This window comes from Paracoccus gahaiensis (genome assembly GCF_005048225.1).
Classification (GTDB): domain Bacteria; phylum Pseudomonadota; class Alphaproteobacteria; order Rhodobacterales; family Rhodobacteraceae; genus Paracoccus; species Paracoccus gahaiensis.
On sequence record NZ_SUNI01000001.1, the window covers coordinates 21,723 to 48,571 of the forward strand.

Annotated in this window: 25 protein-coding genes and 1 tRNA gene; 16 read left to right on the top strand and 10 right to left on the bottom strand. The window is 69.8% G+C overall.

Annotated features, from left to right (window positions below):
• Positions 1–47: 47 nt before the first annotated feature.
• Both FA743_RS00105 and FA743_RS00110 read right to left on the bottom strand, forming a co-directional pair.
• Positions 48–818, bottom strand: coding sequence for a hydroxypyruvate isomerase family protein (locus tag FA743_RS00105; protein ID WP_136883863.1), 771 nt, complete (start codon positions 816–818; stop codon positions 48–50).
• Entirely contained in the window at positions 818–1,363 is a 546-nt protein-coding gene (locus FA743_RS00110) for a DUF1285 domain-containing protein (RefSeq protein WP_136883864.1), read from the bottom strand. The genes FA743_RS00105 and FA743_RS00110 overlap by 1 nt, the downstream gene beginning before the upstream one ends.
• 64 nt (positions 1,364–1,427) lie before the next feature.
• Between FA743_RS00110 and FA743_RS00115 the strand changes: the two genes are divergently transcribed.
• From FA743_RS00115 to lpxB, 8 genes are all read left to right on the top strand, one after another.
• Positions 1,428–2,435 carry an AAA family ATPase gene (locus FA743_RS00115; RefSeq protein ID WP_136883865.1) on the top strand — a complete coding sequence of 336 codons (1,008 nt, stop codon included), beginning with the start codon at positions 1,428–1,430 and terminating at the stop codon, positions 2,433–2,435.
• Positions 2,432–3,325, top strand: a complete 894-nt coding sequence (locus tag FA743_RS00120; protein ID WP_136883866.1) for a DUF58 domain-containing protein — start codon at positions 2,432–2,434, stop codon at positions 3,323–3,325. The genes FA743_RS00115 and FA743_RS00120 overlap by 4 nt, the downstream gene beginning before the upstream one ends.
• Positions 3,325–6,081: a DUF4159 domain-containing protein gene (locus FA743_RS00125; protein WP_136883867.1), complete on the top strand. Its 2,757-nt coding sequence runs from the start codon at positions 3,325–3,327 to the stop codon at positions 6,079–6,081. Before FA743_RS00120 ends, FA743_RS00125 begins: the two co-directional genes overlap by 1 nt.
• Positions 6,078–8,174, top strand: coding sequence for a hypothetical protein (locus FA743_RS00130; protein WP_169308718.1), 2,097 nt, complete (start codon positions 6,078–6,080; stop codon positions 8,172–8,174). Before FA743_RS00125 ends, FA743_RS00130 begins: the two co-directional genes overlap by 4 nt.
• Positions 8,175–8,235: 61 nt before the next feature.
• Entirely contained in the window at positions 8,236–8,712 is a 477-nt protein-coding gene (gene fabZ / locus FA743_RS00135; RefSeq protein ID WP_136883868.1) for a 3-hydroxyacyl-ACP dehydratase FabZ, read from the top strand.
• Positions 8,705–9,493 (top strand): acyl-ACP--UDP-N-acetylglucosamine O-acyltransferase, encoded by a 789-nt coding sequence (gene lpxA / locus FA743_RS00140; RefSeq protein WP_136883869.1) that lies wholly within the window; start codon positions 8,705–8,707, stop codon positions 9,491–9,493. Before fabZ ends, lpxA begins: the two co-directional genes overlap by 8 nt.
• Positions 9,490–10,311: an LpxI family protein gene (locus FA743_RS00145; protein ID WP_136883870.1), complete on the top strand. Its 822-nt coding sequence runs from the start codon at positions 9,490–9,492 to the stop codon at positions 10,309–10,311. The genes lpxA and FA743_RS00145 overlap by 4 nt, the downstream gene beginning before the upstream one ends.
• Before the next feature lie 63 nt (positions 10,312–10,374).
• Positions 10,375–11,529, top strand: coding sequence for a lipid-A-disaccharide synthase (gene lpxB / locus FA743_RS00150; RefSeq protein ID WP_136883871.1), 1,155 nt, complete (start codon positions 10,375–10,377; stop codon positions 11,527–11,529).
• 9 nt (positions 11,530–11,538) lie between these two features.
• Here lpxB and FA743_RS00155 read toward each other — a convergent pair whose 3' ends face one another.
• Entirely contained in the window at positions 11,539–11,886 is a 348-nt protein-coding gene (locus FA743_RS00155) for a RidA family protein (protein ID WP_136883872.1), read from the bottom strand.
• Positions 11,887–11,985: 99 nt separating this feature from the next.
• Between FA743_RS00155 and FA743_RS00160 the strand changes: the two genes are divergently transcribed.
• Complete coding sequence (locus FA743_RS00160) at positions 11,986–12,456, top strand: MmcB family DNA repair protein (protein WP_136883873.1); 471 nt, start codon at positions 11,986–11,988, stop codon at positions 12,454–12,456.
• Here FA743_RS00160 and FA743_RS00165 read toward each other — a convergent pair.
• Positions 12,437–12,667 (bottom strand): DUF6324 family protein, encoded by a 231-nt coding sequence (locus FA743_RS00165; RefSeq protein ID WP_136883874.1) that lies wholly within the window; start codon positions 12,665–12,667, stop codon positions 12,437–12,439. The two genes, FA743_RS00160 and FA743_RS00165, sit on opposite strands and share 20 nt — an antisense overlap.
• Positions 12,668–12,770: 103 nt before the next feature.
• On the opposite strand from FA743_RS00165, the gene FA743_RS00170 reads away from it, so the two are divergent.
• A tRNA-His gene (locus FA743_RS00170) sits at positions 12,771–12,847 on the top strand.
• A gap of 87 nt (positions 12,848–12,934) precedes the next feature.
• Entirely contained in the window at positions 12,935–14,317 is a 1,383-nt protein-coding gene (locus tag FA743_RS00175; protein ID WP_136883875.1) for a GntP family permease, read from the top strand.
• Between the two features lie 12 nt (positions 14,318–14,329).
• Here FA743_RS00175 and FA743_RS00180 read toward each other — a convergent pair whose 3' ends face one another.
• The 6 genes from FA743_RS00180 to FA743_RS00205 all read right to left on the bottom strand — a co-directional run bounded on the left by FA743_RS00180 (position 14,330) and on the right by FA743_RS00205 (position 21,856).
• Complete coding sequence (locus FA743_RS00180; protein WP_136883876.1) at positions 14,330–16,180, bottom strand: ABC transporter ATP-binding protein; 1,851 nt, start codon at positions 16,178–16,180, stop codon at positions 14,330–14,332.
• A gap of 1 nt (position 16,181) precedes the next feature.
• Positions 16,182–17,204: an oligopeptide/dipeptide ABC transporter ATP-binding protein gene (locus FA743_RS00185; RefSeq protein WP_136883877.1), complete on the bottom strand. Its 1,023-nt coding sequence runs from the start codon at positions 17,202–17,204 to the stop codon at positions 16,182–16,184.
• A complete protein-coding gene (locus FA743_RS00190; protein ID WP_136883878.1) occupies positions 17,201–18,313 on the bottom strand; it encodes an oligopeptide/dipeptide ABC transporter ATP-binding protein in 1,113 nt (370 codons plus the stop codon). The genes FA743_RS00185 and FA743_RS00190 overlap by 4 nt, the downstream gene beginning before the upstream one ends.
• A gap of 1 nt (position 18,314) precedes the next feature.
• Entirely contained in the window at positions 18,315–19,241 is a 927-nt protein-coding gene (locus FA743_RS00195; RefSeq protein WP_136883879.1) for an ABC transporter permease subunit, read from the bottom strand.
• Positions 19,242–19,244: 3 nt separating this feature from the next.
• Positions 19,245–20,168, bottom strand: a complete 924-nt coding sequence (oppB, locus tag FA743_RS00200) for an oligopeptide ABC transporter permease OppB (protein WP_136883880.1) — start codon at positions 20,166–20,168, stop codon at positions 19,245–19,247.
• A gap of 86 nt (positions 20,169–20,254) precedes the next feature.
• The gene (locus FA743_RS00205; RefSeq protein ID WP_136883881.1) at positions 20,255–21,856 is read right to left on the bottom strand and encodes a peptide ABC transporter substrate-binding protein; all 1,602 of its coding nucleotides are present in this window, start codon (positions 21,854–21,856) and stop codon (positions 20,255–20,257) included.
• 130 nt (positions 21,857–21,986) lie between these two features.
• Here FA743_RS00205 and cobU point away from each other — a divergent pair, with 130 nt between their 5' ends.
• From cobU to FA743_RS00230, 5 genes are all read left to right on the top strand, one after another.
• Entirely contained in the window at positions 21,987–22,517 is a 531-nt protein-coding gene (cobU, locus tag FA743_RS00210) for a bifunctional adenosylcobinamide kinase/adenosylcobinamide-phosphate guanylyltransferase (protein WP_136883882.1), read from the top strand.
• Entirely contained in the window at positions 22,504–23,457 is a 954-nt protein-coding gene (cobT, locus tag FA743_RS00215) for a nicotinate-nucleotide--dimethylbenzimidazole phosphoribosyltransferase (protein ID WP_136883883.1), read from the top strand. The genes cobU and cobT overlap by 14 nt, the downstream gene beginning before the upstream one ends.
• A complete protein-coding gene (gene cobS, locus FA743_RS00220) occupies positions 23,450–24,172 on the top strand; it encodes an adenosylcobinamide-GDP ribazoletransferase (RefSeq protein ID WP_136883884.1) in 723 nt (240 codons plus the stop codon). Before cobT ends, cobS begins: the two co-directional genes overlap by 8 nt.
• Before the next feature lie 127 nt (positions 24,173–24,299).
• A complete protein-coding gene (locus FA743_RS00225) occupies positions 24,300–24,932 on the top strand; it encodes a TRAP transporter small permease subunit (protein ID WP_136883885.1) in 633 nt (210 codons plus the stop codon).
• Positions 24,929–26,809 (top strand): TRAP transporter large permease, encoded by a 1,881-nt coding sequence (locus tag FA743_RS00230; protein ID WP_136883886.1) that lies wholly within the window; start codon positions 24,929–24,931, stop codon positions 26,807–26,809. The genes FA743_RS00225 and FA743_RS00230 overlap by 4 nt, the downstream gene beginning before the upstream one ends.
• The last annotated feature ends 40 nt before the right edge of the window (positions 26,810–26,849 follow it).

Sequence of the window (26,849 nt, forward strand, 5' to 3'; positions counted from 1 at the left end):
GACCAGAAAGCGTGCAAGTTCCCTGCAGGCGACAGAAATTCGGTGGCCTAGCTGCGCGCGGACAGCGCCCGGCGCAGCCAGTCAAGCCCCTTGAGGGTGGTCTGCCGGGGGTTGTATTCGCCCGCGACCCAGCCCCGATATCCCCAGTCGTCCAGCTCGGCGAAGAAGGCGGGGTAATCCAGCGTGCCGGTATCGGGCTCCTGCCGCCCGGGATGGCCCGCGATCTGGATATGGCGCACCAGCGGCGCCACCTTGCGCCAGCAGGCCATGATGTCGCCGGTGATGTGCTGGGCGTGGTAGGTGTCCAGCTGCAGCCCCAGATTGGGCGCGGCGATGCGGTCGATGATGTCGATGGCCAGACCATAGTCGGACAGGAAATAGCCCGGCATGTCGACCTGGTTCAGCGGTTCGATGGTCAGGCTGGCATGAGGGGCGCGCTTGGTCGCCCAATCGAGGTTGTCAAGAAAGGTCTCCATCGCCGCCTCGCCCTGGGCCCGGCCCGCCATCAGGTGGATGTGGCGCGTGCGCAGCACCTGGGCCACACGCAGGCTGCGTTCGAAGTCGCGACGGAACCGTTCCTTCAGTTCCGGAACGGCCGCAAAGCCGCGCGGCCCGCCCGCCCAGTTCGGCGGCGGCGCGTTGATCAGCACGATGTCCAGCCCGGCGGCGATGGCGGCGCGCGACAGTTCGGGCGCAGCAACATCATAGGGGAACAGGATCTCGACCCCCTCGAACCCGGCCTCGGCGGCGACGGCGAAGCGGTCCAGGATCGGGACCTCGGTGAACAGCATCGTCAGGTTGGCGGCAAAGCGCGGCATTACGGCTCCAATGCGAAGAACTGTCCGCCAGCCTCGATCCCCATGCGACCCTCGGGCCCCGGGACGGCGGCTGCGGCGAGCCGGTAGAAGGTCTTGCGGTCGATCAGCGCCTCCAGCCCCGCGCGGACATGGACATAGGGGCGCGGCACCTCGGCGCTGCCCCGCACAATGATGGCATGGTCGGGACCGGCCTCGACCCGGTCGCCCATATTGGTGGTGAAGGTGACGCGGTCCGGCCCGATCTCGGCATCGGTGGCCAGGAAGGGCGCGTCCTCGACCCGGATGCCCAGCTTTTCCACCGGCGAGACCAGGAAGAACCTGTCGCCCTCGCGTTTCAGGATGCCCGCGAACAGCCGCACCATCGCCGGGCGTCCGATCGGCGTGCCGTCATGCAGCCAGGTACCATCGGCGCAGATCAGGAGGTCCATCTCGCCGCAATAGGGGGGATTCCACAGATGCACCGGCGGCGGCCCGCCCTTGGCCGCGATTTCGACCGCCTCGGCGAAGCCCGACGCACTCACGCTTTTGTCACCGTTTTCCGCCATTCGATCTGGTCGCCTTCTGCCCGACTGCCTATGCTTCGTCATAAAGCAGCGGAAGGGCAATGTCATGACCACCGACGATATTCTGGTGCACGAGGTTAAGGCATTGGCCGCGCGGCTGGCAGATGCCCGCGTCAGCACCGAACGGCGCTTCGTGGGCCAGCATGACGTGGTCGAACAGGTGCTGGCGGCGATTCTGGCGGGCGGGCATGCGCTGCTGGTGGGCCAGCCGGGCCTGGGCAAGACGATGCTGGTGGACACGCTCTCCACCGTGATGGGGCTGGACAGCCAGCGCATCCAGTTCACCCCCGACCTGATGCCCGCCGACATCCTGGGCTCTGAGGTGCTGGACGCGCTGCCCGACGGCAGCCGCGCCTTCCGCTTCATCGAGGGGCCGGTCTTCACCCAGCTGCTGATGGCCGACGAGATCAACCGCGCCAGCCCCCGCACCCAGTCCGCGCTGCTGCAGGCCATGCAGGAACGCGAGGTCACGATCAGCGGCCAGCACCGCCCGCTTGGCCGCCCCTTCCACGTTCTGGCGACCCAGAACCCGATCGAGCAGGAGGGCACCTATCCGCTGCCCGAGGCGCAGCTGGACCGCTTCCTGCTGCAGATCGACGTGGATTACCCGGACCGCGACACCGAACGCCAGATCCTGCTGACCACGACCGGGCTGGACGACAGCGCCCCCCACGCCGCCTTCACCGCCGACGAGCTGATCGCGGCGCAGCGCTTGATCCGGCAGATGCCGGTGGGCGAGGGGGTGGTCGAGGCGATCCTGGATCTGGTCCGCGCCGCCCGCCCCGGCGCGCCCGAGGCGGCGGGCTTCGTCTCGGACGCGCTGATGTGGGGGCCGGGGCCGCGCGCGGCGCAGGCGCTGATGCTGGTCAGCCGGGCGCGCGCGGTGCTGAACGGGCGCTATGCGCCGACGCTGGACGATGTGGCCGCGATGGCCGCGCCTGTGCTGCGCCACCGCATGGCGCTGTCCTTCGCCGCCCGCGCACGCGGCGAGACGGTGGACGCCATCATCGCGCGGCTTCTGGACGAGCGGACGCTCGGCCGCCACGCCGCATGAGCGTCACGCCGCCCGCCGATCTGCGCGCCCGCGCCGAGGCGGCCTCGGGCCACCTGCCGGGCCTGATCCTGTCGGCCGAGCGGCTGGCGGCGATGGTCGCGCCCGGCGCCCACGGGCTGCGGCGCGCGGGCCCGGGCGAGGATTTCTGGCAATACCGCCCCGCCGCCTCGGGCGACGGGGCCCGCAGCATCGACTGGCGCCGCTCGGCCCGGTCCGACGTGCAGTTCGTGCGCGACCGCGAGGCGCAGACCGCGCAGGCCGCCGCCATCTGGCTGTCGCGCGGGCAGGGGATGGGCTTCACCGGCGGGCCGGACCGCCCGACTAAGGCGGGTTTCGGGCAGCTTCTGGCGCTGGCCACCGCCATGCTGATGCTGCGCGGCGGGGAAAAGGTGGGCCTTCTGGGCCAGCCCGCCCGCGCTGGCCGGATGCAAGCCGATCGACTGGCCGAGGCCTTGGCCCTGACCCCTGCGACCGGGCGCGACGACGACACCCCGCCGCCCGGCGCGCTGCGCCCGGGGCAGCGGGTGGTCGTGCTGTCCGATTTCCTGGCCGATCCGGCTTGGGTGGCGGATTTGCTGGCGCAGGCGGCGGGGCTGGGGGTGGGCGGCGTGCTGCTGCAGATCCTCGATCCCGACGAGGCGCGCTTCCCCTTCGATGGTGCGGTCGAGTTCCGCTCGCTCAGCGGCGCGGTCCGCCATGACAGCCGCGATGCGGGCGGCCTGCGTGCCGCCTATCTGGCCCGGCTGGCCGAACGGCAGGACTGGCTGGCCGCGCAGGCGCGGCAGGCGGGCTGGCAGTTCGCGACCCGGCAGACCGATGGCGATCCGGCCCAAGCGCTGAACTGGCTGTGGCAGGCCCTGGGCCAGACGGCCGGGCAGGGGGCGCGCTGATGCTGCTGCTGGGGCCTCTGGGCTTTGCCGCCCCCTGGCTGCTGGGCGCGCTGATCGCCTTGCCGGTCCTGTGGGTGATCCTGCGCGCCATGCCGCCCGCGCCCAAGCGCATCGCCTTTCCGGGCGTTGCGCTGCTGAGGGGGCTGGCCGACCGCGCGCCGCTGGCGCAGCGCACGCCCTGGTGGCTGCTGTTGATCCGGCTGGCGGCGGTGGCGGCGCTGATCCTGGCCTTTGCCGGGCCGGTCTGGCGCCCGGTGGTCCAGCCCGCCGCCGAGGGGCCGCTGCTGGTCGTGATGGATGCGGGCTTCGCCGCCGCCCCCGACTGGGCCGCGCGCCAGGGTCGGGCCGAACGCGCCCTGACCCAAGCCGCCGCCGCGGGCCGCCCCGCCGCCCTGATCCTGGCCGATGGCCGCACGCGTCCCGGCGCGCTGGCCTTCCAGCCCGCCGGTGCCCTGCCGGCGGGGCTGCGGGGCGCGCAGCCGGTGTCCTGGTCCTCGCGCCTTGCGGGCGATCCCGAGGAGGCGCTGGCCGAGGCGCCGCAGGGCCGCCTGTCGACCCTGTGGATCGCGGACGGCACCGATCATCCCGACCGCGCGGACTGGCTGGCGGCGCTGGCCGCGCGCGGGCCGGTGACGGTGGTGCCCCCGGCGCGGCCTCTGCGCACGCTGGCGCTGGAGGGCGGCGACACGCCCTCGCTGAGCCTGACCGCCACTGACGCGGCCGCGCCCGAGATCCTGGCCATCGGCCCCGACCCGCAGGGGATCGAGCGCACCCTGGCCCGCCTGACCCCCGGCGATCCGACCGATCGCGACGGTCTGACCGCGCGCGCCGTGGCCATCGACCTGCCGCCCGAATTGCGCAACCGTATCACCCGCTTCCAGATCGAGGCCGAGACCCATGCCGGCGCCGTCGTGCTGGCCGACGACCGCGTGCGCCGCCGCAAGGTCGCGCTGGTGGGCGAGGCCGTGGGCCAGGCCGAGGGGCAGCAGCTGCTGGAACAGTCCCACTATCTGCGCCAGGCCTTGGCGCCCGGGTCCGATCTGGTCGAGGGCACGCTTGGCGACGTGCTGGACAGCGCGCCCGACGTGATCGTGCTGATCGACCAGGTCCAGCTGGCCGAGACGGCGGCGCTGATGACCTGGGTCGATGGCGGCGGGCTGCTGATCCGCTTTGCCGGGCCGCGCATGGCCGGATACGACCGGCTGATCGACGAGCCGCTGCTGCCCGTGGCCCTGCGCCAGGGCGGGCGCGACATCGGCGGCGCGCTCTCCTGGGGCGATCCGCGCGGGCTGGCGCCCTTTGCGGCGGACGGCCCCTTCGCGGGGCTGTCGGTGCCCGAGGATGTGTCCGTGCGCGCGCAGCTGATGGCGCAACCCGCCCCCGATCTGGCGGGCAAGACCTTGGCCGCGCTGTCGGACGGCACGCCGCTGATCACCCGCGACCGGCTTGGCGAGGGGCAGGTGGTGCTGGTCCATGTGACCGCCAATGCCGAATGGTCGAACCTGCCGCTGTCGGGCCTTTTCGTGCAGATGGTCGAGCGGCTGGTCGCCACCGCCCGCCTGACCCCCGCCGAGGAAGCCTCGGATGACCGCCAGCAGCCCTTCTGGACGCCCCTGACCGTGCTGGACGGCTTTGGCCGTCCTGGCCCCGCCGAGGGGCTGGCCCCGGTCCCCGCCGCCGATCTGGCCCAGGGCCCCGGCCCCGACCGCCCCGCCGGCATCTATGCGGCGGGCGAGCGGCGGCAGGCCCTGAATGCGGGCGGCGCCTTCAGCCGTGCCGACTGGCCCGGCGCCACGGTCGAGGCCGTGGGCACCAGGCCCGGACGCAACCTCAAGGGCGCGCTTCTGGCGGCGGCGGCGCTGCTGCTGGCGCTGGATGCGCTCGGCTCGGCCTGGCTGGCGCGCGGGCGGGGCCGGGGGGCCATGGCCGCGATCCTTCTGGGCCTGGCGATCCTGCCCGGACCCCGGGCACAGGCGCAGGACCTGGACCCCGACCTGATGCGCGCCGCAGGCGAGGTCGCGCTGGCCTATGTGATCACCGGCGACGCTAGGGTCGACGAGGCCTCCGAGCAGGGGCTGTCGGGGCTGTCGCTGGCCCTGCGGGCGCGCACCTCGGTCGAGCCGGGCGCGCCCATCGGCATCGACCTCGAAGCAGACGACTTGTCCCTGCTGACCTTCCTCTACTGGCCGATCACCGAAGGGCAGACAGCACCCGGGGCCCGCGCCTATCTGCGGCTGAACGCCTTCCTGCGCTCCGGCGGGATGATCCTGTTCGACACGCGCGACGGCGACATCGCCGGGGTGGGCGGGCCGGACATGTCCGACGCCTTGCGCCGTCTGGCGGCACCGCTGGACATCCCGCCGCTGGCCCCGGTGCCCGACGATCACGTCCTGACGCGCGCCTTCTACCTGCTCGAGGATTTCCCCGGCCGCTGGCAGGGCAACCCGGTCTGGCTGGAGGCGCCGCCCGTGGACGCCGCAACCGCCGACGGCATGCCCTTCCGGCAGCTGAATGACGGGGTCAGCCCGGTGGTGATCGGCGGCAACAACTGGGCCGAGGCCTGGGCCGTGGACGAGAACGGCTATGCCGCCTATCCCATCGGCCGGGGCTGGGAGGGCGAGCAGCAGCGCGAGATCGCCACCCGCTTCGGCATCAACCTGATCATGTATGTGCTGACGGGCAATTACAAATCCGACCAGGTCCATGTGCCGGCCCTGCTGGACCGCCTGCGGACCGAGGAGTTCCTGGCCCCATGACCGCCACCCTGACCCAGCTGCGCTTCGATCCCGCCCTGCCGTGGTGGGCCATCGTGGCGCTTGCCGTGCTGGCTGCGCTGGTCGCGGGCTTCGCGCTGTGGCGGGGCTTGCGGGGCTGGGCCTGGCGCGGGCTGGCGGGTCTGGCCGCCGCGCTGGCGCTGGCGGGACCGGCGCTGGAACTGGGCACCCGGGCGGGGCTGTCCGACATCGTGATCCTGCTGGATGACCGCTCCTCCAGCCAAGACCTGCCGGGGCGGGCCGGGCAGGTTGATCAGGCCGTGGAGGCGCTGACCGACGGGATCGGCGCCCTGCCGGGCACCGACCTGCGCCGCGTGACGGTGGGCGACGACGACGATGGCACGCTGCTGGGCACCGCCCTGTCGCGCGCGGTGGCCGCCGAACCCGAGGCCCGGCTGGCGGGCGTCATCGCCCTGACCGATGGCCGCCTGCACGATCCCGCGCAACTGCCCGAAGGGCTGCCCGCGCCGCTGCATGTGCTGCTGACCGGCCAGCCCGAGGACTGGGACCGCCGCCTGGTGATCGAGGAGGCCCCTGCCTTCGGCCTGATCGACCAGGAGGTGACCATCCGCCTGCGCGTCGAGGATCAGGGCGCCGTCCCCGAGGGCCAGCAGACGGGCAGCGTCGCCCTGCGCCTGTCGGTGGACGGCGAGGACGGCCAGACCGTTGCCGTGCCGCTGAACACCAGCCTGACCCTGCCGGTCATCCCGCGCCACGCGGGCCAGAACGTGGTGCAGATCGAACTGGCCGAGGCGCCTCCGGGCGAGCTGACCGATCGCAACAACGCCGCCGCCATCAGCATCACCGGCGTGCGCGACCGGCTGCGCGTGCTGCTGGTCTCGGGCGAGCCGCATGCGGGCGAGCGGACCTGGCGCAACCTGCTGAAATCGGATGCGGGCGTCGATCTGATCCATTTCACCATCCTGCGGCCGCCCGACAAGTTCGACGGTGTCCCGGTCAGCGAGCTGTCGCTGATCGCCTTCCCGACGCGCGAGCTGTTCCTGGACCGGATCGACGATTTCGACCTGATCATCTTCGACCGCTACAGCGTGCGGGGTATCCTGCCGCCCGACTATTACCTCAACATCGCCCGCTATGTCGAAGAGGGGGGCGCGATCCTGGTCTCGGCCGGGCCCGAGATGGCCTCGGTCGAAAGCCTGAACCTGTCGCCTTTGGGGCCGATCCTGCCCGCCCGCCCCACCGGACGGGTGATCGAGGAGCCCTATCTGCCGCGCCTGACCGAGGATGGGCGCCGCCATCCGGTCACCGCCGGTCTGGCCGGTCCCGATCCCGATGAACCGGACTGGGGCCGCTGGCTGCGCATGGCCGAGGTGACCCCCGAGCCCGGCGCCCAGGTCGCCCTGACCGGGGCCGAGGACAGCCCGCTTCTGATCCTGGACCGCGTGGGCGAGGGGCGCGTCGCGCTGCTGACCAGCGATCAGGTCTGGCTGTGGGGGCGCGGCTTCGAGGGCGGCGGCCCGCAGCTGGAGCTGTTGCGCCGCATCGCCCACTGGTCGATGCAGGAACCCGAGCTGGAGGAAGAGGCGCTTCTGGCCGATGTCAGCGACGGCCTGACCGTGGCCCTGACGCGGCGCACGATGCAGGATAGCGCCGGGCCGCTGCAGGTGACCCATCCCGACGGCACGGTGACCCAGGTGCCGCTGGCCCCGGACGGGCCGGGCCGCTTCATCGCCGACTGGACCGCGCCCGAGCCGGGGCTCTACCGTCTGGTCGATGGCGACATCGCCCGCGTGCTGGCGCTCGGTCCCGCGGCACCCCGCGAATTCGAGGAGACGGTGGCCGACGCGCCCCTGCTGGCCGCGCTGACCGACGCTTCGGGCGGATCCGTCCTGCGCTTGTCGGACGGCGTGCCCGACCTGCGCCAGACCCGTGCGGGCCGCGCCGCCAGCGGCACGGGCCTCGGCGGCCCCTGGATCGGCGTCACCCCCCGCGACGCCGCGCAGATCACCGGGCTGGACCGCCGCCCCCTGCTGCCGGGCTGGGCCTGGCTGGCGCTGATCTCGGGCCTGATCCTCACCGGCTGGCTGGCCGAGGGGCGGCGCCGCCCCGCCTGAGCCGCTTGCCATCCGCCGCCTCGATTGCTAACCCCGTTCAAACCGCCCGAAGGAACGACCCATGGCCGAAGCCGAGCGCAACCCCGCCCCTTATACCGAGGCCGATCTGGCGCTGATCAAGCGGATCATCCCGCATCGCTATCCGTTCCTGTTCATCGACAAGGTGCGCGACATCGTCCCCTTCGAAAGCGCCGTGGGCATCAAGAACGTGACCGCCAACGAGCCGCATTTCCAGGGCCATTTCCCCAACCACCCGATCATGCCCGGCGTCACCATCATCGAGGCGATGGCCCAGACCGCCGCCGTCGTCGTGGGCATCAGCATGAACGTGATCGACGAGGACATGCAGACCTATTTCATGGGCATCGACAACTGCAAGTTCCGCCGCATGGTCGTGCCGGGCGACGTGCTGGAACTGCATTGCCGCGCCATCCGCGGCGGCGGCAAGATCTGGAAGTTCGAGGGCCGTGCCCTGGTCGACGGCCAGCTTTGTGCCTCGGCCGAATACACGGCCATGATGGCCAAGAAGGATGGCTGAAGCCGCCATCCACCCCTCGGCCGTGATCGAACCCGGCGCCGAGATCGGCGCCGATGTCGAGATCGGGCCGTTCTCGGTCGTCGGACCCCGCGTCCGGCTGGCGGACGGGGTGGTGCTGAAATCCCATGTGGTCGTCACCGGCGACACCGAGGTGGGCGAGGGCACGGTGATCTTCCCCTTCGCCTCGATCGGCGAGGTGCCGCAGGACCTGAAGTTCAAGGGCGAGGATGTGCGCCTGCGCATCGGCGCCCGCAACCGCATCCGCGAATACGTGACGATGAACCCCGGCACGGCGGGCGGCGGCGGCGAGACGGTGGTGGGCGATGATGGGCTGTTCATGGCCTCCAGCCATGTGGGCCATGACTGCCGCATCGGCGACCGGGTGATCCTGGCCAACAGCGTCGCCATCGCCGGGCATTGCCATCTGGAGGATGACGTCATCGTCGGCGGGCTGTCGGGCGTGCATCAATGGGTACGCATCGGACGCGGCGCGATGATCGGGGCGGTGACGATGGTGACCGCCGACGTGATCCCCTATGGGCTGGTGCAGGGTCCGCGCGGGCATCTGGACGGGCTGAACATCGTGGGCCTGCGCCGTCGCGGGGCCAGCCGGTCCGACATCGCGGCGCTGCGCGCGCTGCTGGCCGATCTGGGCGCCGGATCTTTCCGCGACGCCGCCCGCACCCGCGCCGAGTCGCAGGTGACAGGCATGGAGCGCGACGTGCTCGATTTCATCCTCGGCCCCTCGGATCGCAGCTTCCTGGCGCCCCGGCCCGCATGAGCCGCATCGCCCTCATCGCGGGTCAGGGCGCCCTGGCCCCGGCGGTCGCCGCCTGCCTAGACGATCCGCTGGTCTATACCCTGCAGGGGTTCGCGCCCGAAGGCCTGCCCGCCACGCCCTTCCGGCTGGAACGCCTGATCCCCTTCATGGACGAGCTGCACGCGCAGGGCGTCACCCGCGTCATCTTCGCAGGCGCCATCCGTCGCCCCCGGCTTGACCCCGAACTCTTCGATCCGCGCACCGCGCAGCTGGTGCCGCGCATCCTGTCGGCGCTGCAGTCGGGCGATGACGCAGCCCTGCGCACGGTCCTCGACATCTTCGAGGAAAACGACCTGGCCATCTGTTCTGTCTCGGAAATCACCCCTGACCTGATCCCCGATGAGGGGGTGCTGACCGGCGCGCCCTCGGACGCGGACCGCCGCGACGTGCAGCGCGCCGCCGAAATCCTGGCACAGACCGGCCCCCTGGATCTGGGCCAAGGGGCGGTGGTCGCCCAAGGCCTGTGCCTGGCGCTGGAGACCCTGCCGGGCACCGCCGCCATGCTGGACTTCGCGGCCCGCCACACCGATCTGCGTCCCAATCCGGCAGGCGCGCGCGGCATCCTCTACAAGGCGCCGAAGCCCGGGCAGGACCGCCGCATCGACCTGCCGACCCTTGGCCCCGACAGCGTCGATCAGGCCGCCGCCGCAGGATTGGCCGGGATCGCGTGGCAGGCGGGCGGCGTGATCCTGCTGGACCGCGCCGAGGCGCTGCGCCGTGCAGAGGCAGCCGGGCTGTTCCTCTGGGCAGCGGGCCCCTTCGCGGGCGATCCGGGCTGAAAGCTCTGGTCACCTCTCCTTTGTCGAAATACCCATGACAGCGCAGCAACAAGGCGGACCGGCATGCGTTATTTCCTGATCGCGGGAGAGGCCTCGGGCGACCAGCTGGGCGCGGCCCTGATGGCGGGGCTGCGCGCGCCGGACCCCGACGCGCAGTTTGACGGCATCGGCGGCCCGGCCATGACCGACCTGGGCCTGCAGAGCCTCTTTCCCATGGACGAGCTGTCGGTGATGGGCATCTGGGAGGTGCTGCCGAAATACCGCCATCTCAAGCGCCGCATCGCGCAGACCGCCGAGGCCGTGACGGCGGCCGCGCCCGATGTGCTGATCACCATCGACAGCCCTGATTTCGGCCTGCGCGTGGCCCATCTGGCCCGCGCCGCGCGGCCCGATCTGCGCACCGTGCATTACGTCGCGCCCTCGGTCTGGGCCTGGCGCCCGGGCCGGGCGCGCAAGATGGCGCGGGTGATCGATCATGTGCTGGCCATCCTGCCCTTCGAGCCGCCGCTGATGGAGGCTGCCGGCATGACCTGCGATTTCGTGGGCCATCCGGTCGCCACCTCGGACGTGGCCGGCCCTGACGAGGCGCAGCTGTTCCGCAATGCCCATGGCATCGCGCCCGACGCGCCGGTCGTCCTGTGCCTGCCCGGATCGCGGCGGGGCGAGGTCGCGCGCCTTGGCCCCCGCTTCGACGAGGCGCTGATGCGGCTGCGCGACCGGGTGCCCGAGATCCGCGTGGTCCTGCCGACCGTGCCCGGCGTGGCGGGGCTGGTGCGCGACATGACGCGGCGCTGGCCCACCGCTCCCATCGTCATCGAGGAGGCCGAGGAAAAGCGCGCGGCCTTCGCCGCCGCCGATCTGGCGCTGGCGGCCTCGGGCACGGTCAGCCTGGAACTGGCGGCCAACCGCATCCCGATGGTCATCGGCTATGACATGGCGCCCTTGTCGCGGCTGATCGTGGGGGTGCTCCTGCGCACCGACACGGTCACGCTGGTCAATCTGGTCAGTGACACCCGCGCCGTGCCGGAATACCTGGGCCGCGCCTGCCAGCCCGGGCCGCTGGCACAGGCCCTGCAGGACACGCTGGAGGAACCCCGGACCCGCGCCGCCCAGCTGGAGGCGATGGATCTGACGATGGAGCGCTTGGGCAAAGGGGGCGAGGCGCCGGGCCTGCGCGCCGCCGCCTCGGTGATCGCCGCGGTCAGGCGACCGCGTTAGGGGTTGCGGTCAGAGGACCGCAGTGACGATGATCTCGACCTTGTAGTCGGGGGTCGCCAGCGCCGATTCGCCGGTCGCGCGGGCAGGGGCGGCGCCTTGGGGCACCCAGGCATCCCAGACCGCGTTCATCTCGGCGAACTCGGCCATGTCGGCCATCCAGATCTGGGCCGAGACGATCTTCGTCTTGTCGGTGCCCGCCTGTGCCAAGAGGTCGTCGATCTGGGCCAGCACGGCGCGGGTCTGGTCGGCGACCGGGGTGCCGGGCTCGCCCACCTGGCCCGCGAGGAAGACGAAGCCGTTGGCGATGACCGCCTGGCTCATGCGGGTGCCGGTGCCGATGCGGGTGATCTCGGTCATGTCAGTCTCCGTTATGGGGTTCGGGCGGGACGCTAGCGCCGGGTCCGGGCGGCTGCAAGACGGGTTGCGGGCGTTTCCGCTTCGTTCTAAATTGCGCCCATGAGCGCCGAAGCCCCCCTCCTTTCCCTGCCGCCCATGCCCGGCCAGCGCCTGGCACGCGGCACGGCGCGGCTGCTGCGCAGCATGGATCATGCGGTCCTGACGGAATTCGTGCCCGCGCGGGGCCTGCGCGTCGACCTGATCAGCCTCGGTCCCAAGGGCGAATTGTGGATCGTCGAATGCAAGAGCGGCCGGGCCGATTTCCGGGCCGACCGCAAGTGGCAGGGCTATCTGGACTGGTGCGACCGCTATTTCTGGGCGGTGGACGGCGATTTTCCGGTCGAGCTGCTGCCCGAGGACACCGGCCTGATCCATGCCGATGCCTTCGGCGCCGCCGTCACCCGCATGGCGCCGGAAACCCGGCTGGCAGGCGCCCGCCGGGTCAAGGTGCAGCGCGATTTCGCCCGCGCCGCCGCCCTGCGCCTGCAGATGCTGGCCGATCCCGAGGCGCTTATCGCCGGGGTTTCTTAGACCCGCCGCCGGGCGCCTTGCCGCCTTGGCCCATGGCGCGCGCGGCTTCCGCGGCGGCCATCAGCTCCTCGGCGATCTCGGCCGCCTCCTCGGGGTCGAAATCCATCGGCAGATCGACGCCCTCGCCCTGGACATAGATGCGCACCATCCCAAGGTCGGTCGGGCCGATCTGGATATTGGCGGTGATGTCGCTTTCGCTGTTGATGCCCATGGTTCTGTCCTTGTCATCGGGGAAACTTTCTCTAGCGCAAACGCGATTTCGCGGCAAGCGGGGCTTGCACGCCGGGCGGGTCGGGTCTATGAAGCCGCCCTGTGCCGCCTTAGCTCAGTTGGTTAGAGCGCTAGATTGTGGATCTAGAGGTCACCCGTTCGAGACGGGTAGGCGGTACCACCTCCCCCCCAAACTTTCCGCAGCGCAGCATCTTGCCGTGCGCGTTCTGCGCTGCCACTCTGGCCCAAAGCCGCTAGAGGAGCCGCCATGGGCCTGCTGGGAATTTTCCTGTCGCTGATCCTGCTGATGTATCTGGCCTATCGCGGGATCACGGTGCTGATCCTGGCGCCGCTGCTGTCGCTGATGGCGGTGGCGCTGTCGGGGGGCATTCCGCTGCTGGCGACCTATACGCAGGTCTTCATGGGGTCGCTTGGCGGCTATGTCATCACCTATTTCCCGCTGTTCCTGCTGGGGGCGATCTTCGGCAAGGTGATGGCCGACAGCGGAGCGGCGCGGTCCATCGCGGAATGGATCGTGGACCGGCTTGGCCCCGGGCGCGCGGTCCTGGCGGTGGTCTTGTCCTGCGGGGTGCTGACCTATGGCGGCGTGTCGCTGTTCGTGGTGGCCTTTGCGGTCTATCCCATCGCCAATGCGCTGTTCCGTCGCGCCGACATCCCCAAGCGGCTGCTGCCCGCGGCCATCGCGCTCGGGTCCTTCACCTTCACCATGACCGCATTCCCCGGCACGCCCGCGATCCAGAACGCCATTCCCATGCCCTTCTTCGGCACGAACGTCTTTGCAGCACCCCTGTTCGGGCTGCTGGCGGGGATCATCATGCTGGCGGGCGGCACGCTGTGGCTGAACCGCCGCGCGGCGGCAGCTGCCAGCCGGTCCGAGGGCTATGGCGATCACCCCGCCACCGCCGCCGACGCCAATCTGCGCGACGAGGCCGACCTGCCGCCCTTCGCGCTGGCGGTGCTGCCGGTCGTGGCGGTGATCGTGCTGAACGCCGCGCTGACCTGGTTCGTCTTCCCGGCGATGAGCGCGGATTATCTGGCCCTGCCCGAATACGGAGAGACGGACCTGGCCGCCGTCGCGGGCATCTGGGCGATCATCGTGTCGCTGGTGGTATCGATCTGCCTGGCCATCGGGCTGAACTGGCGCCGCTTCGCCGACCTGCGCGAAAGCGTCAATGCCGGCACGATGGGGTCCTTGCTGCCGATCTTCAACACCGCCTCCGAGGTGGGATACGGCGCGGTCATCGCATCCTTGCCCGCCTTCACGATCATCCGCGACGCGGTACTGGGACTGTTCCCGTCGAACCCCGTCGCCTCGCTGGCGGTCGCGGTCAACGTGCTGGCGGGGATCACCGGATCGGCCTCGGGCGGCATGTCCATCGCGCTGCAGACGCTTGGCGCGCAATTCGCCGAGATGGGGCAGGCGCAGGGGATCAGCATGGAGCTGATGCACCGCGTGACCGCGCTGGCCTCGGGCGGGTTCGATGCGCTGCCCCATAACGGTGCGGTCATCACCCTGCTGGCGATCACCGGGCTGACGCACAAGAAAAGCTATGCCGACATCTTCGTGGTGGCGGTGGCGATCCCGGTCGTGGCGCTGATCACGGTGATCGTGCTGGGCAGCGTGATCTAGCGGCAGCCCGACCTAGCGATAGCCCTGGGCCTGCAGCTCGAACAGCTCGCGATAGCGGCCGGGGCGGGCGACCAGTTCGGCATGCGTGCCCTGGTCCTGCACCCGGCCCGCCTCCAGCACGATGATCCGGTCGGCCATCCGCACGGAGGAGAAACGGTGCGAGATCAGCAGCGCCGTCCGCCCCGCCGTCAGGTCCTTGAAGCGCTGGAAGACCTCGTATTCCGCCCGCGCATCCAGCGCCGCCGTCGGCTCGTCCAGCACCAGCAGCTGCGCGTCGCGCATATAGGCCCGCGCGATGGCCAGTTTCTGCCATTCGCCGCCCGACAGGTCCAACCCGCGCGCGAAGCGGCGCCCCACCATCTGGTCATAGCCCTGCGGCAGCTTGGCGATGACCTGATCGGCCAGCGCGCGTTCGGCCGAGGCGATGATGCGGGGGCGGTCGTCGCGCGCCTCGATCCGGCCGATGGCGATGTTCTCGGCCGCGGTGACGGCATAGCGCACGAAATCCTGGAAGATCACCCCGATGGTGCCACGCAGCTCGTCCAGGTCATAGTCGCGCAGATCGCGCCCCTCCAGCGTGATGCGCCCCTCATCGGGATCATAGAGCCGCGCCAGCAACTTGACGATGGTGGTCTTGCCGGCGCCGTTCTCGCCCACCAGCGCGACCGTCTCGCCCACCTTCAGGTCCAGCGTCATATGGCGGATCGCCCAGTCCTCGCGGCCCGGATAGCGAAAGCCCACATTCTCGAAACGGAAGCCCTGAACGATCGGGCGCGGCACCGGCAGCGGGTCTGCGGGCGAGGCGATGGCGGGGACCGCCGTGAAGAATTCGAAGAGGTCGTCCAGATACATGGCCTGACCCGCCATGCCGGAAAACCCCGCCAGCAGCCCCTCCAGCAGACCCCGCAGGCGCAGGAAGCTGCCCGACAGAAAGGTCAGGTCGCCAAGCGACAGCTGCCCCGTCAGGGTGCGGGCGATGATCCACAGGAAGGCCGCGTAATAGGCCAGCGTGCCAAGCGCGGTCAGCACCGCCATGACCGACAGCTGACGCCGCTGGATGACCCGGTTCTCGACATAGAACCGCCGCGCCAGCACCAGATAGCGGTCGCGCAGCCAAGGCGAGAGGCCGAAGATCTTGACCTCTTTCGCCGTCTCGGCGGTGGCGGCGATCATGCGCAGATAGTCGCGTTCGCGCCGGTCGGCGGCGCGGGCGTGGTTCAGCGCATAGGTGCGGGCGTTGAAATGCATCTCGCCCAACAGGGAGGGGATCAGCGCCAGCGCCAGCAGCACCACCAGCCAGGGGTTGTAGAGGATCAGGCCCACCGCGAAGCTGGCCACCGTCACGCTGTCCTGCAACTGCTGCATCAGCTGGTTCAGCAGCGGGATCCGCCCCATCGTTTGGCGCCGCGCGCGGTCCAGCCGGTCCTGAAAGGCCGCATCCTCGAAGCTGGCCAGATCGAGGCCCGCCGCGTGGTCCATCAGCCGGATCGAGATGTCGATGACCAGCTTTTCCTGCAGCAGCGCATCGGTATAGCTGACCAGCCGGCCCAGCACGTCCTGCGCCACGGCCAGCGCCAGCTCGATCGCCACCAGCCAGATGAGCGTGTCGGCCAGCCCGCTGTCCCACCAGCCGGACAGGGTCTCGGGCCCGCCGGAGGAGGACAGCGCCACCACCTGGTCGATGATCAGCTTGCCCACCCAAAGCATCGCCACGGGCATCAGCGCCCGCATCAGGCGCAGGATCACCATGGCCAGCGTCAACGCCGGGCTGGCCCGCCAGACCAGGGCCAGAAAGGGCGGGATGTTCTTCAACGCCGCCCACCGGGCCGAGAAGGACGGACCGGCGGGGGTGTCGGGGGGCATCTCAGGCGGCCTCGCGCCGGCGGGCATGGGCGATCTCGGCCTCGGTCAGGGGGCCGGGGAAGTGGCAGGCGGTCTGGTGATCCATGCCCTGCAGCACCGGCACCTCGGCCGCGCAGCGCGCCTGCGCCCGGGGGCAGCGGGTGCGGAACACGCAGCCCGAGGGCGGGTTCAGCGGCGAGGGCAGATCGCCCGCCAGCGGCACGATGGTCTTGGCCGTCTCGACCGTCGGATCGGGCACCGGCACCGCCGACAGCAGCGCCTGCGTGTAGGGGTGCTGGGGCGCGGCATAGAGATCGTCCGAGGAGGCGATCTCCATCACCTTGCCCAGATAGAGGACCATGATCCGGTCGCTGATATGCTTCACCACCGACAGATCATGCGCGATGAAGACCAGCGACAGGCCCAGGTCGCGCTGCAGCCGGATCAGCAGGTTGATGACCTGCGCCTGGATCGACACGTCCAGCGCACTGACCGGCTCGTCGCAGATGATCAGCTTCGGCTCCACGATCAGCGCGCGGGCGATGCCGATGCGCTGGCACTGGCCGCCCGAGAACTCGTGCGGATAGCGATTGATCTGGTTGGGCAGCAGCCCGACCTTGTCCATCATCGCCCGCGCCCGCTCCTTGACCTCGGCGCGGGACAGATCGGGGCGGTGCGTGGTCAGGGGTTCGGCAATGATCTGGCCCACGGTCATGCGCGGGTTCAGGCTGGCCAGAGGGTCCTGGAACACCATCTGGATGTCCTGGCGGTACTTCATCATCTGCCGTGCGCTCAGCGCCAGCAGGTCCTGCCCGTCCGACCAGCGCGCCTGGCCTGCGGCGGGCACCAGCCCGATCAGCGCGCGGGCCAGCGTCGATTTCCCGCAGCCCGATTCGCCCACCACGCCAAGGGTCTCGCCGGGGTTCAGCGTGAAATCCACGCCCGCCACGGCCTGCAGCGGCAGCGGCTTGGCCCAGGGCATCGCGCCTTCGGGGCGGATGGGGAAGGTCACGCGCAGGTCGCGCACGTCCAGAAGCGGGGTCATGGCTGTCCCTCCGTGGGGGTTCCGGCGGCCCCGGCGCCGGCGACGGCGCCGCGGGGAATGGCGCTGTCCGCGACGGCGCCGGGATGGGCGGCGGGATGGGCGGCGGGCTGGTCCGTGTCGGGATGACGGGTGGTCCGGCGCGCCAGCACCTCGGCCACGGGGGCGTGGCAGGCCCGCGCGCGGTCCGGCGCAAAGATCTCCAGCGGGGGGTCGATGCTGTCGCAGCCTTCCCGCGCATAGGGGCAGCGCGGCTGGAAGGCGCAGCCGGGAGGCGGGTTGCTCATGTTCGGGGGCTGGCCGGGAATGGCGCGCAACTCCTCGTCCTCCTGATCGACTCGGGGGATCGCGTCCAGCAACCCTTGGGTATAGGGATGCGTGGCTTCGGCAAAGATCGGGCGCACCGGCCCGGTTTCGCGGATGCGGCCGCCATACATGACGGCCACCCGCTCGCAGGATCCGGCGACGACGCCCAGATCATGGGTGATCAGGATCATCGCCATGCCGAAATCGCGCTGCAGGTCGGACAAGAGCGCCATGATCTGCGCCTGAACGGTCACGTCCAGCGCGGTCGTGGGCTCGTCCGCGATCAGCAGCTTGGGGCGGCACAGAAGCGCCATGGCGATCATCACCCGCTGGCGCATGCCGCCCGAGAACTCGTGCGGATACAGACGGATGCGGCTTTTGGCATCGGGGATCTTGACCGCGTCCAGCATGCGCACGGACTCGGCCACGGCCTCGCGTTTGCCCATGCCCTTGTGCAGGGTCAGCACCTCGGCCATCTGGTCGGCCACCCGCATGTAGGGGTTCAGCGAGGTCATCGGGTCCTGAAAGATCATCGCGATCTGCTCGGCCCGGATGCGGTTCAGCACCTTCACCGGGGCGTTCAGGATCTGCTGCCCGTCGAACATCACACTGCCCGAGGCGCGGCCGTTGCGCGCGAGAAGCCCCATGATGGCGAAGGACAGCTGCGACTTGCCGCTGCCCGATTCGCCCACGATGCCAAGCGTGTCGCCCGCATTCACGGTCAGGTTCACGTCGGTGACGGCGCGCACCTCGGCATCGTTGGTGGCGAAGCGGACCGACAGGTCCGTGAGGGTCAGAAGGGCCATGTCACCTCTCCTTGGGGTCGAGGGCGTCGCGCAGGCCGTCGCCCACGAAGAAGAAGCCGAACAGCGTGATGACGAAGAAGAACAGCGGGAAGGCCAGCTGCCACAGGGTGCCATAGTTCATCGTGCCCGCGCCTTCGGAGATCAGCGCGCCCCACGAGGTCAGCGGTTCCTGCACGCCCAGGCCCAGGAAGCTGATGAAGCTTTCGGTCAGGATCATCAGCGGCACCAGCAGCGTCGCATAGACCGCGACCACGCCCAGCAGGTTCGGCACGATATGGCGGATGATGATGCGGAACGACGACACGCCGGTGGCGCGCGCGGCCTCGATGAATTCCCGGTTCTTCAGGCTAAGGGTCTGACCACGCACGATTCTGGACATGTCCAGCCAGCTGATCAGCCCGATGCCCAGAAACAGCATCGACATGGACCGCCCGAACATGACCAGCAGCAGGATCAGCACGAACATGTAGGGGATCGACATCAGGATGTCGACGGCCCGCATCATGATCTGGTCCGTGCGCCCGCCGACATAGCCCGCGGTCGCGCCATAGAGCGTGCCGACGATGACCGCGATGCCCGCGCCCACGATGCCCACCATCAGGCTGATCTGGGTGCCCTGCACGACCCGGGCATAGAGGTCGCGGCCCAGATTGTCGGTGCCGAAGTAATGCCCGTTGGCGATCGAGGGCTGACCCATCTGGGCCACCTGGCCCATGACGCTGAAATCCAGCTCTTCGCCCGACCATTGCGCGAACTGACCGCCCAGCAGCGCGAACAGCACCACCAGCACCAGGATCGTCAGGCCCAGCATCGCGGCCCGGTTGCGCCAGAACCGGCGGCGGGCATCGGCCCAGGGGCTGCGCCCGCGCACCTCGTCCGTCACCAGCCGGTCGGACAGGGACTGCATCTTCTGTTGATCGATGACCATGACCTAGTACCTGATCTTGGGGTCGATCCATGCATAGAGCACATCGACGAGAAGGTTGAAGAGGATCGTCAGCGCGCCCACCAGAATCGTCACGCCCATCATCACCGCGTAATCTCGGTTCAGCGCGCTGTCGACGAAGGCCTTGCCGATCCCGCCGGTCGAGAAATAGATGTCGATCACCACCGACCCGGTGATCATCGACACGAAGACCGGCCCCAGATAGCTGATCACCGGCAGCATGGCGGGCTTGAGCGCATGGCGGATGATGACGCGATGTTCCGGCATCCCCTTGGCGCGCGCGGTGCGGATGTGGTTCGAGCCCAGCACCTCCAGCATCGAGGACCGGGTGATCCGTGCGATCGAGGCCATGTAGCTGGTCGCCAGCGCGATCACCGGCATGACCCAGAAGCTGGGATCGGAAAAGCTCCAGCCGCCGCCGGGCAGCAGCCGGTACCAGAGCGTGAAGACCAGGACCAAAAGCGGCGCCATGACGAAGTTCGGCAGAACCTGCGCGCCGATCGAGATGCCCACGGCCAGATAATCGACCCAGGAATTGTGCCAGATCGCGGCCACCACGCCCAGGGAGACGCCGAAGATCACGGCGGCCAGGAAGGACAGCCCGCCATAGGTCAGCGTCACCGGAAAGCCGTTGGCGATCAGCTGGTTCACCGTGCGATCGGGATAGACGAAGCTGGGACCGAAGTCGAAATGCACGACCACGCTGACCAGATAGTTCCAGATCTGCAGCCACAGGGGGTCGTTCAGCCCGTACTGGGCCTCCAGATTGGCCAGCACCTGCGGGGGCAGGGCGCGTTCGCCCGTGAAGGGGCCGCCCGGTGCCAGATGCATCAGGACGAAGGAGAAGACGATCAGCAGAAGCAGCGTGGGTATCGCCACCGCCAGCCGTCGCAGGACAAATGCGAACATCGCGTGGGGCCTTCCCTGCGGGAGGAGTGAAAACGGCAGGGCCGGAGCGGAAGGGTTCCGCCCCGGCCCCCGGTCATGATCGCATCTTACTCGGCGGTGCGATACAGATCCTTGCCATACCACGTGTTGCGCAGGTTCTCGGTCGGCAGGCCCTTGATGGCCGGGTTGATCATGTCGACCTTGGCATAGTGATAGACGAAGGCGGCGGGAACCTCCTCGGCCAGGATCTCCTCAGCGCGCTGATACAGCGGCGCGGTGTCCTCGGCAGTCCGCGCCTCTTCCAGAAGCGCATCATATTCCTCGTTGGACCATTTGCCGCTGTTGTAGCCATCGGTGCGGAACCAGTCGAGGAAGGTCGTCGCCTCGTTGTAATCGGCGCACCAGGCATAGCGCGCGACCTCGAAATCACCCGATTGCAGGCGGTCGGTATGGACGGCCCATTCGACGTTGTTCAGCTCGATCTCGATGCCCAGGGGGCGCCAGAACTGCTGGGCGGCGATGGCCAGAAGGCGGTGGTTGTCGTCGGTGTTGTACTGCAACTGCAGGCGCACCGGGTTGTCGGGGCCGTAACTCGCCTCGGCCAGCAGTTCGGTGGCGCGGGCCAGACGGTCCTCCATCGGCATGTCCTCCATGCCGCCCTCGGGGGCCGCAAAGCCTTCGATGGCCCAATGGGTCCAGGTATAGGCGGGGCGCTGGCCGCCCTGCAGGACCTGGTCCACAATGATCTCGCGGTTCAGCGACAGGGCCATCGCCTCGCGCACGCGCTGGTCCTTGAGGACCTCGGGGCCGTTCTCGCCGACATTGAAGACATAGGCATAGGAGCAGCCGTTCGGCACCGAGATGGCCTGATCGGGGTACTGTTCGGACAGGCGCGGATACTGGCCCGCGGGGATCTGCACGCGGTCCAGCTCGCCCGCCTGATAGCGGGTCAGGGCCACGTTGTTGTCGTTCACGGTCACGCCGCGCACGGTTTCCATGACGACATTCTCGGCGTCCCAGTATTCCGGGTTCTTCTGCAGCACGATCTCGACGCCCAGATTGTGGCTGGCGAGGGTGAAGGCGCCGTTGCCGACCAGATTGCCGGGTTGCGTCCAGGCATCGCCATGTTCCTCGACCACCGCGCGGGGCACGGGATAGGTCGTGGTGTGCGACAGGGTCTTGATGAAATAGGGCGTGGGCGTGGTCAGCGTGACCTGCAGCGTCTTGTCATCCAGCGCGGCGACGCCCAGCTGGTCGGGCGCCATCTCTCCGGCGACGATGGCCGTGGCGTTCGCGACATTCATCAGTTCCAGATACCAGGCGTATTCGGATGCCGTCTCGGGCGTCACGACGCGCTGCCAGGCATAGACGAAATCGTCGGCCGTGACCGGCTCGCCGTTCGACCAGTTGGCGTCGCGCAGCGTGAACGTATAGGTCAGCCCGTCCTCGCTGACCTCGTGGCTCAGCGCCATGCCGGGGATCATCGCGCCCTGCGCATCCTCGATCATCAGCCCCTCATAGAGGTTGCGCTGCACGTCCGAGCCCTCGACATCCGTGTTCAGCGCCGGGTCCAGCGACTTGATCGCGTCCAGCAGCCAATAGGTATAGGTCTGGGTCTCGGCCAGGGTCTCGCCCTCGGCGGGTTGCACGGCGAATGCCGGCAGCGCCAGCGCGGTCAGCAGGGCGGTGGTGGCGAAAAGTTTGGTCATCCCAACTCCTCCAAGTCGTGGGTCGGTGCCGTCTCGCACCGGAATGGCGCGAGGTTTATTGAAACCCACGGTCTGGGCAAGCGGCGTTTCTCACTTTCCAACCCGCCCGCCCTGTGGAAAACAGTCCCGCATGACGGCACGTGGACATCTGACCCTGGTCACCGGCGGCGCACGCTCGGGCAAGTCGGCCTTGGCCGAGCGGCTTGTTGCACGTCATGCATTGCCCCGGATCTATCTGGCCACGGCCGAGGCCCGCGACGGCGAGATGGGTCAAAGAATTCTGGAACATCAACGTCAACGCGGCCCCGACTGGCGGACGATCGAGGCGCCCCTGGACCTTGCGGGGGCGCTGCGGGCCACGGACGGGCAGGGCGTGCGGCTGGTCGATTGCCTGACCCTGTGGATGTCGAATGGCGAAGGCCGCGCGGATGTCGACGCCCTCGTGATGACGTTACGTCAGCAATCCTGTCCTGTCGTCCTTGTGACCAACGAGCTGGGCCAGGGGATCGTCCCGGCCAATGCCCTGGCGCGGCGGTTCCGCGACGATCACGGGCGGATGAATCAGGCCGTGGCGCAGATCGCCGATCAGGTCTGGATGGCCGTCAGCGGACTGCCTGTGCGGCTGAAGCCTTCCCGAGAGGACCCTGATGACCCGATTTGACGACGATGCCGCGCAGGGCGCGCGCGACCGCCAGGCGCAATTGACCAAGCCCCCCGGTTCTCTGGGCCGGCTGGAGGAACTGGCGGTCTTCATGGCGGGCTGGCAGGGGACCGACCGGCCCCGGATCGACCGCGCGCAGGCACTGGTCTTTGCGGGCAATCACGGCATCACCGCACAGGGGATCACGCCCTTTCCTCCGGCGGTCACGGCGGGGATGGTCGCCAATTTCCGCGCGGGCGGCGCGGCGATCAACCAGCTGTGCCGCGTGGCGGCGGCCGATCTGGCCGTGGTCGCGCTGGATCTGGACCGGCCCACCGGCGATTTCACCCAAGGCCCCGCGATGACGCCGGCCGAAGTGCGGGACGCGATGGCCAAGGGCGCAGGCGCCGTGGACCCCGAGGCTCAGGTCCTGATCCTGGGCGAGATGGGGATCGGCAATTCCACCACCTCGGCGGCGCTGGCGGCGGCGACCTTCGGGGGCCGGGCCGAGGATTGGGTCGGCCCCGGCACCGGCGCCCATGGCGACATGCTGGCCGCCAAGATCCGCGTCGTGACCGAGGGGCTGGCGCGCCACGCCCCCACCGGCGCGCACGCCACGCTGGCGGCCTTCGGCGGGCGCGAGCAGGCGGGGATCTGCGGCGCCATCGGGCGCGCGCGGGACCTGCGCATCCCGGTGATCCTCGACGGGTTCATCTGCACGGCGGCGGCGGGGGTGCTGACGCGCGACGACCCGGACGCGCTGGCCCATTGCCTGATCGGCCATGAAAGCGCCGAGCCGGGCCACCGCCGCCTGATCGCGGCGCTTGGCATGCCGCCGGTCCTGTCGCTGGACATGCGCTTGGGCGAGGGCTCGGGCGCGGCGGTGGCGCTGATGGTGCTGCGCGCGGCCCTGGAATGCCACAACGGCATGGCGACCTTCGCCGAGGCCGGGATTGACTAGGCCGCAGCAGGTCCTGCTGGCGCTGGTCTTCCTGACCCGGCTGCCGCTTGGCCGCTTCCTTCCGCCCCGCATGGTGCCGCTGTCGGAGGCGGCTTGGGCCTTTCCCCTGGCGGGTGGGCTGGTGGGCGCGATTGCGGGCCTGCCCTTGTGGCTGGAGGGGCCGGGTGTGCTGCCCGCCGCGCTGGCCGTGGCGGGGGCGGTCTGGCTGACCGGCGCCCTGCACGAGGACGCCTTGGCCGATTTCGCCGATGCGGGCGGCGGGCGCACACGCGAGGACCGGCTGCGGATCATGCGCGACTCGACCATCGGCAGCTATGGCACCATGGCGCTGGTGACCACGTCGCTGATCCGGGTGGCGGCGCTGGCCGCGCTCGGGCCGCTGGCGCTGATCGGGGCGGCGGCCTTGGGCCGGGTGGCGCCGGTCCTCTTGATGCGCGCCCTGCCGCCCGCGCGGAGCGACGGGCTGGGGCAGGGCGCGGGCCGCCCCTCGCGCAGTGCGGCAGCGACGGCCGCGCTGATCGGCGTGCTGGCCCTGTGGCTCTGCGCCCCGGGGCCGGGGGGGGCGGCGCTGGCCACCCTGCTGGCAGGCCTGTCGGTCGTCGCGGTCTCGCGCCGGGCCTGTCGGCTGGTGGGCGGGCAGACCGGCGACGTGCTGGGCGCCTCGGCCCTCTTGGCGGAATGCGCGGCGCTGGTCGGGCTGGCCCTGATGACCTAGCGTCAAGCAGCCGGAAAAACTTGACCCTGTGGGGGCGGATGCAGCATATGCGGTGACTGCGCGGAATGCCGGGTCTACCGGACACCTGCCCCCGAAACGGGCAGCGCCTGGAGGGAGGAGACATATCATGGGTGCCCTGTTGGCCCTATCGCGCGGCATCGACCGCATCACGACCCTGATCGGGCGGTCGGTCAGCTGGCTGATCCTGCTGGCGGTGGTGATCAGCGCCACCAACGCGATCATCCGCAAGGTCTTCAGCATCTCGTCGAATGCCTGGCTGGAGGCGCAATGGTATCTGTTCGGCGCGGCCTTCATGCTGGCCTCGGCCTGGACGCTGCTGGACAACGAACATATCCGCATCGACGTGATCTATGGCCGCTGGTCGCGCCGCGCGCAGCACTGGATCGACGTGATCGGCACGGTGCTGTTCCTGCTGCCCTTCACCACCGTGATGCTGTGGCTGACCTGGCCCGCCCTGATGGGAAGCCTGCGCACGGGCGAGGTGTCGATGAACGCGGGCGGGCTGGCGCTGTGGCCGGTGCGCGGCGTGATGGTGGCGGGCTTCGGCCTGCTGTTCGCGCAGGGCATTTCCGAGCTGATCAAGAAGGTCGCCGTCATGCGTGGCATCATCCCCGACCCCATCGCCCATGGCGACACCCACGAGGCCGCGCTGCGAGAGGCCGCCCTGATGGTCGTCGGTCTGGAAGACGAACAGAAGGCCGCATCCCAGGCCACCGACACGCCGGAGCGCCGTCCATGATCGACCTCATTGCCCACAACCTGGCGCCCATCATGTTCTTCTCGATGGTGGCGTTTCTGCTGTTCGGCTATCCCATCGCCTTCGCGCTGGCGGCCAACGGGCTGCTGTTCTTCTTCTTCGGCGTGTTCCTGACGCCGCTGTCGGACCAGGTGAACCTGGGCTGGAACCTGCTTGGCGCGCTAGGCGACCGGGTGTTCGGGGTCATGCGCAACGACACGCTGCTGGCCATCCCCTTCTTCACCCTCATGGGGATCGTGCTGGAACGTTCGCGCATGGCCGAGGAACTGCTGGAAACGATCGGCCAGCTGTTCGGCCCGGTGCGCGGCGGTCTGGCCTATGCGGTCATCCTGGTCGGCGCGCTTCTGGCGGCGACGACCGGCGTGGTGGCGGCCTCGGTCATCTCGATGGGGCTGATCTCGCTGCCGATCATGATGCGCTACAACTATGACAAGCCGTTGGCGACCGGGGTCATCGCGGCCTCGGGGACGCTGGCGCAGGTGATCCCGCCCAGCCTGGTACTGATCGTGCTGGCCGACCAGCTGGGCCGGTCGGTGGGCGACATGTACAAGGCCGCGCTGGTGCCGGCCCTGGCGCTGACCGGCATCTACATCCTCTACGTTCTGGTCCTGTCCTTCCTGCGCCCCAAATCCATGCCCGCCCTGCCGCTGGAGGCCCGCAGCCTGGGTTCGGGCGGCTGGTCGCTGCTGGCCGCGATCCTGGGCGCGGTGGCGGTCTACTGGCTGGCCGCGCGCGGGCTGGAGGGGGCGGGCATCGCCAATGCCCCGATCTGGGCGGCGACCGTCGCGGTCGCGGTGCTGCTGGTCGTGGCGGTGCTGGACCGCGCGATGGGTACGGGCCTGCTGTCGCCGATGACGCGGCAGGTCATCATCGTGATGATCCCGCCGCTGGCGCTGGTCTTCCTGGTGCTGGGCACGATCTTCCTCGGCATCGCCACGCCGACCGAGGGCGGCGCGATGGGGGCCATGGGCGCGCTGATCCTGGCCGCGATGAAGGGGCGTCTGACCTATACGGTTCTGAACCAGGCGCTGCTGTCGACGGTCAAGCTGTCGGCCTTCGTCATGTTCATCCTGATCGGGGCCACGGTCTTCTCGCTGACCTACTATTCGATCAACGGCCATATCTGGGTGCGCGACCTTCTGACCGCGCTGCCGGGGGGGCAGGTGGGCTTCCTGATCGTCGCCTGCGTGATCATCTTCATCCTGGGCTTCTTCCTCGACTTCTTCGAGTTGGCCTTCGTGATCGTGCCGCTGCTGATCCCCGCCGCCAACCTGCTGGAGATCGACCTGGTCTGGTTCGGGGTGATCCTTGCGGTGACCATGCAGACCTCGTTCCTGACGCCGCCGGTGGGCTTCGCGCTGTTCTATCTGCGATCGGTGGCGCCCCGGATGGCCTATCTGGACAAGATCACCGGCAAGCGCATGGACCCGATCACCACGCTGAACATCTATCGCGGCGCGGTGCCCTTCGTGGGCCTGCAGGTGCTGATGATCGCGGCGGTGATCGCCTTCCCGGCGATGGTCATGCATTATCGCGGCCCGGTCGTCGACACCTCGAACATGCGGATCGAGATCCCGATGGGCGGGGGCTTGGGTGGGGGCCTTGGTGGCGGGCTGGGTGGCGGCTCGGCCCCGGCCGAGGGCGGCAGCAGCGGCTTCGGCACGCTCGGGGGCCTGGGCGGATCGCCCTTCGGCCAGCAGCCGCCCGCGACCCCGGCGCCTGCCGACCCGGCGACGCCCACGGATCCCGCAGCGCCCGCACCCGCGCCGCAGACCGCCCCCGCACCGGGGGCGGCGGCGCCCTCGGGCGGGATGGGCCTGGGCTTCGGCGGCCCGCCCCCGGGCCTTTCGGGGAACTGACCCCGGGGGGCCGGTCGGTCCGGCCCCCGTCACCCGGACA

Bases quoted from the DNA above. Each gene is read 5' to 3' on its own strand.
- FA743_RS00185 (WP_136883877.1), bottom strand. From the start codon at position 17,204: ATGACCCCGCTTCTGGACGTGCGCGACCTGCGCGTGACCTTCCCCATC.
- FA743_RS00110 (WP_136883864.1), bottom strand. From the start codon at position 1,363: ATGGCGGAAAACGGTGACAAAAGCGTGAGTGCGTCGGGCTTCGCCGAG.
- FA743_RS00120 (WP_136883866.1), top strand. From the start codon at position 2,432: ATGAGCGTCACGCCGCCCGCCGATCTGCGCGCCCGCGCCGAGGCGGCC.
- FA743_RS00160 (WP_136883873.1), top strand. From the start codon at position 11,986: ATGAGCGCCGAAGCCCCCCTCCTTTCCCTGCCGCCCATGCCCGGCCAG.
- fabZ (WP_136883868.1), top strand. From the start codon at position 8,236: ATGGCCGAAGCCGAGCGCAACCCCGCCCCTTATACCGAGGCCGATCTG.
- FA743_RS00130 (WP_169308718.1), top strand. From the start codon at position 6,078: ATGACCGCCACCCTGACCCAGCTGCGCTTCGATCCCGCCCTGCCGTGG.
- FA743_RS00190 (WP_136883878.1), bottom strand. From the start codon at position 18,313: ATGGCCCTTCTGACCCTCACGGACCTGTCGGTCCGCTTCGCCACCAAC.
- FA743_RS00115 (WP_136883865.1), top strand. From the start codon at position 1,428: ATGACCACCGACGATATTCTGGTGCACGAGGTTAAGGCATTGGCCGCG.
- cobT (WP_136883883.1), top strand. From the start codon at position 22,504: ATGACCCGATTTGACGACGATGCCGCGCAGGGCGCGCGCGACCGCCAG.
- oppB (WP_136883880.1), bottom strand. From the start codon at position 20,168: ATGTTCGCATTTGTCCTGCGACGGCTGGCGGTGGCGATACCCACGCTG.
- FA743_RS00165 (WP_136883874.1), bottom strand. From the start codon at position 12,667: ATGGGCATCAACAGCGAAAGCGACATCACCGCCAATATCCAGATCGGC.
- FA743_RS00225 (WP_136883885.1), top strand. From the start codon at position 24,300: ATGGGTGCCCTGTTGGCCCTATCGCGCGGCATCGACCGCATCACGACC.
- FA743_RS00105 (WP_136883863.1), bottom strand. From the start codon at position 818: ATGCCGCGCTTTGCCGCCAACCTGACGATGCTGTTCACCGAGGTCCCG.
- lpxB (WP_136883871.1), top strand. From the start codon at position 10,375: ATGCGTTATTTCCTGATCGCGGGAGAGGCCTCGGGCGACCAGCTGGGC.
- FA743_RS00155 (WP_136883872.1), bottom strand. From the start codon at position 11,886: ATGACCGAGATCACCCGCATCGGCACCGGCACCCGCATGAGCCAGGCG.
- FA743_RS00205 (WP_136883881.1), bottom strand. From the start codon at position 21,856: ATGACCAAACTTTTCGCCACCACCGCCCTGCTGACCGCGCTGGCGCTG.
- cobU (WP_136883882.1), top strand. From the start codon at position 21,987: ATGACGGCACGTGGACATCTGACCCTGGTCACCGGCGGCGCACGCTCG.
- FA743_RS00230 (WP_136883886.1), top strand. From the start codon at position 24,929: ATGATCGACCTCATTGCCCACAACCTGGCGCCCATCATGTTCTTCTCG.
- FA743_RS00180 (WP_136883876.1), bottom strand. From the start codon at position 16,180: ATGCCCCCCGACACCCCCGCCGGTCCGTCCTTCTCGGCCCGGTGGGCG.
- lpxA (WP_136883869.1), top strand. From the start codon at position 8,705: ATGGCTGAAGCCGCCATCCACCCCTCGGCCGTGATCGAACCCGGCGCC.
- FA743_RS00145 (WP_136883870.1), top strand. From the start codon at position 9,490: ATGAGCCGCATCGCCCTCATCGCGGGTCAGGGCGCCCTGGCCCCGGCG.
- FA743_RS00125 (WP_136883867.1), top strand. From the start codon at position 3,325: ATGCTGCTGCTGGGGCCTCTGGGCTTTGCCGCCCCCTGGCTGCTGGGC.
- FA743_RS00195 (WP_136883879.1), bottom strand. From the start codon at position 19,241: ATGGTCATCGATCAACAGAAGATGCAGTCCCTGTCCGACCGGCTGGTG.
- FA743_RS00175 (WP_136883875.1), top strand. From the start codon at position 12,935: ATGGGCCTGCTGGGAATTTTCCTGTCGCTGATCCTGCTGATGTATCTG.